4 protein-coding genes are annotated in these 4022 nt (G+C 68.1%); 1 reads left to right on the forward strand and 3 read right to left on the reverse strand.

The window, feature by feature from the left end; all coding sequences use genetic code 11:
* Positions 1–69: 69 nt before the first annotated feature.
* Both ACY45C_RS20485 and ACY45C_RS20490 read right to left on the reverse strand, forming a co-directional pair.
* Positions 70–312, reverse strand: coding sequence for a DUF397 domain-containing protein (locus ACY45C_RS20485; RefSeq protein ID WP_462189178.1), 243 nt, complete (start codon positions 310–312; stop codon positions 70–72).
* Positions 309–1169, reverse strand: coding sequence for a helix-turn-helix domain-containing protein (locus ACY45C_RS20490; RefSeq protein WP_462189179.1), 861 nt, complete (start codon positions 1167–1169; stop codon positions 309–311). The genes ACY45C_RS20485 and ACY45C_RS20490 overlap by 4 nt, the downstream gene beginning before the upstream one ends.
* A 542-nt stretch (positions 1170–1711) precedes the next feature.
* Here ACY45C_RS20490 and ACY45C_RS20495 point away from each other — a divergent pair.
* Positions 1712–1990, forward strand: a complete 279-nt coding sequence (locus ACY45C_RS20495) for a hypothetical protein (RefSeq protein ID WP_462189180.1) — start codon at positions 1712–1714, stop codon at positions 1988–1990.
* Positions 1991–2269: 279 nt separating this feature from the next.
* On the opposite strand, the gene ACY45C_RS20500 is transcribed toward ACY45C_RS20495, so the two are convergent.
* The coding region (locus tag ACY45C_RS20500; RefSeq protein ID WP_462189181.1) for a hypothetical protein at positions 2270–4022 on the reverse strand (1753 nt) is incomplete at its 5' end.

A 4022-nucleotide genomic window follows, 5' to 3' on the forward strand; every position in this document is an offset into this window, starting at 1 on the left:
ATGTTTACATTTTTCGGTGGGGGCGGGACATCCCGCCCCCATTCCCCCGGATCAGGGCCGGACGGTGGTTCAGCCCGGGATGATCCGACTCCGGTCGAACTCGCCGTCCCGCGCGCCGGCCAGGAACGCGTCCCACTCGGCCGCCGAGAAGGCGAGCACCGGCCCGGTCGGGTTCTTCGAGTCGCGGACGGCGACGCCCCCGCCGAGCGCCGCGACCTCCACACACATACCGCCCGCGCCGTTGCTGTAGCTGCTCTTGCGCCAAGCCGCCCCGATGACATTGTCGATGATCGGCTTCATATATCTGGTCATTTCATTTCCTCTGCGACCGAGAGTATCATCTGGATGGACTCCTCCGGCCGCAGGGCTGCCGCCAGAAGATGATCCAGCTTCACTCTATAGCGCCTGACTTCGGAGGGGCGCTCAATATAGAGGCTTCCGGCCGCTTCCTCTATATAGACCACTTCGTTGTCTCCCGACTCGGGGAATCCGAGTATCGAGAATGTGCTTCCCAGGCTGGCATGCGCGCCCACGGAGAAAGGAAGCACCTGGATTGTCACGTTCGGCAGTTCGGACTGTTTGGCGAGGAACTCGAGTTGGCTTCGCATGATGGCTCTGCCGCCGATTGTCCGGCGTAGGACCGCCTCGTCCAGAATCACCCAGAGGCGAGGATGATCGGCGGCGGTGAGCCGGCGCTGCCGGTCCAGCCTGAGCGCGATCTTGCGTTCGGCCTCGTCCTCGCTCACCTCCGGATCGTCGGCTCGGATGACGTGCCGGGCGTAGTCGCTGGTCTGCAGTAGCCCATGGACGAGCTGCGATTCGTAGACCGAGATCGAGGCGGCGTCGCCCTCCAGGCCGATATAGATCTCGAACCAGGCGGGGACCACGTCGTGGTAGGTATGCCACCAGCCGTGGCGCCGGGACTCGCGGGCCAGGGCCAGCAACGCGTCCCGGCGTTCGTCGTCGGTCACGCCGTAGAGACCCAGCAGGTCGGACACGTCCCGGGTGCGGACCGGCACGCGGCCGTTCTCCATCCGACTGACCTTGGAAACCGAACAGCGCAGCAGCTGGCAGACCTCGTCGACGGAGATGCCCGCCCCCTCGCGGAGTCGTCGTAACTCGGCGCCCAGGCGCCTTCGCCGCACGGTCGGACCGCCGCTCGTGGCCATCGCTCGTCCTTCGGGCTCTTCGGGGTGATGGATGCATCTTGCCACTTGTTCGCCACTCCTCACCCAGGGCGCGCATCGCTGGGTAGTGAAACTCTTACAGAAGTTCTTGCAGAAGAGGCGTGCAGGGGTCATGCTTACCTTGAGTAGCGATGATGCACCTCAAGGTGAGAGTTTGGGGTAGAGCTGGTTGCGGGGAGACGTCGATGGTCATCGCGCAGGGTCCGGGATGTCGGTAGGGAGACCGCGCCGAGACACGGTGCCCCGCACCTGTGGTGCCTCCATGCCCGGCGGCCGCGTCGCCGGTCCCGCAGGTGTCGACGCCGTCAGGCGTCAACCGTCAGGCGTCAACCGCCAGCCGCCGGTTCCGGGTGAGTGGATGACGATCCTCGCCCGGAGCCGGCCATCTCGCCGTTGTCCGCCGCGCTGTCCCCGTCGCGCGGCTCTCCGTCGTGTGGCTGTGCGCGGGGGGGATTTCTTCCGCGGCGGCTCCGGCGGGCAGATCCACGCTCATCATTATCGGACAATCACCGAAAGGCGCGACAATGAAGACTCGCCAATTCCAGGTTTACGACGGCGATGGCGAGCTGGTAGCCACCTTCCCGGAATGGGAGGCGGCGCACAACTGGGCTCATCTGCGCGCGAACGAGCCGGTGACCTCGCGGCCCGTGCAGATCGAGGATCGGGTCGAACGCCGTACCTGGACGATTGAGGCGGACTACTGCCGGCTGACCGTGTGGCGGCGACGGGTCGAGTACGGATACTGCGGGCGTGGCGACCTGCGACATGCCGCTACCGCTCGTAAGCACGCCCGGGCGTCCTGAGCCGGTCCACTCGTAGCTGCTGGTGACTCCCGCCTGCGGGTTGGCGCGGCACCCGGCCCGATGGTCTCCCCACCTGGTCCAGACGGAGACCGGTGAGGACTTCGTCCGTCACCCGGTCAACCGGCTGCTGTGGACCGCGATGTACGTCTCCGTCGCCGCCGCCACGGCGGGCGGGTCGAATACCGCCCGACCCCGGGCGGCGGGGCGGCGTTCCGTATCGTCCTGCCCGGTCCGTCGCAGCCCGACTGACCTGTTCACCTTCGCTCTCGCGACCTCCGGCTACCCCGGATCTACCACGAGGGCCTGGAAGTCCCGCAACGTCGGCGCACCGGGATGTCCGCAGCCGCGCATTATGGCGAGCAGCTCCGCGAAGTCCAGGCCGGCCAGGTCGCCGGCCATCTCCTCGATCTGTTCGCGGACGACCTCAGGCCCGCCCATCTCCAGCAGTTGCAGGAACCCTTCGGTCATGACCAGTGCCTGCTCCCGATCGGTGAGGTCCTCCGGCTGCAGGGCGCCCCGGTCGAGCAGGGCCGTCACCGCGAGCGGGGCCAGTACCGGGTCGTCGCGCAGCCCGTCCAGGAGTTCCGCCCCGGCCGGCACCGCCGAGGTGAGCACGTTCAGCATCGCCGCAGCCCTGGTCCGAAACGGGCAGACCCGCACCGCGTCCAGCAGCGGCTCGACGTCACCGCCGTGCCCGGCCAGCCAGTTGGTGATCTCCGCGTTACCCGTCTCCCGGGTGTAGTGCTCAGCGATCACACCCAGCAGTTCGGCGGGCTGTGCGGTTGCCAGGTCGCCGACGAGGCCGGCCTCCCGTCCCTCGGCGAGCAGCCGCCCACGCATGGCCCGGGTGCCCAGCGCGGTCAGCGCCACCAACTCGGTGGGCTGGGCGAGCTCCGCGCGCAGGCGGGCCGCCGCCGGGCCGGAAATCGACCGCTCCACCGCGAATGGCGTCTCGACGTCGTCCGCGAGAGTGGCGATGAACTTCTCGTCCGCGAGCCCGCGCGTCCTCTCCACGGCGCCCAGCGCGGCCAGCACATCGAACACACGTTTAATGTCTCTCCCGAGGTGTGTTCGCCAACCGCCCTGCTGCAGGGGGCTTCCGGCGTCGACGCGGAACTGCTGCCGGCACGACTGCCACACCGCCTCCTCCAGGCACGCCATCGGCATCGGATCCGGCAGGCTGTAGATCGTGTTGAGCATGTCCGGGACCGCCTCGGCGTATACGTCGTACAGCAGGGAGGTGCCACTGCCCGTCCAGATCGGCAGACACACCGCGTCCCGCAGCTCGAAGAACGTCTCGAATGCCCGCTGCCACAGTGCCTCGGCGTCCTTGAGTAGCGGCCGCGCCTTGGCCACCGCCACCAGCTTCGTCCGGCTGACCCGCACCAGGCGGGTCTTCTTCGCCCAGGTAAAGATCAGGTTGAGGTGGGGCAGCTCGGCGGTGCTGCGTACCCGCAGGCCCTGCTCGCCGGTATCGAGAAGGTCGACAAGCTCACGCGCGTCGGCCGGCCTGAGATTTCCGGCGGCTGTCAACGGCCGACCATCCGTGCCGACCCAGGCGACGAACGCGCGAAGCTGCCCCACGACCTGGCTGCGCCCGGCCGCCTCCGCGAGTTCCTCCGCCGGCGGCAGACTGACCGGGAGCTGGGCGATGGTCCGTTCGGGTACCGGACCCGGGTAGGCGAACTGCCCGCTCATCAGCTGGTCCAGCAGGTCGTCGTCAGGGCCGGCCAAGCCCGCCAAAACGTGCTTGAAGTGCTCGGGCACGGCCGGCGGGATGATCTCTACCACGGTGTCGCGGACCGTCATATCCCAGAACTTCGGAATCCCCCGACGATCCGGGTCTGCCAGTGCGGCCGGGAACTCCGCCGCGGTCCGCACGATCGCCGCTTCGTTTTCCTCCACCGAAGCGCCCCGCGGGTCCCGGAGCCCGGACTCCGCCATGAACCTGAGCAGCGTCCGCAGGGACGGCGGGGCGTCCGCCAGCTCCTCGGGATCAGCCGCCACATACCGGGGGATCCATTCTAGTACT

The organism is Frankia sp. CcWB2 (assembly GCF_977927585.1).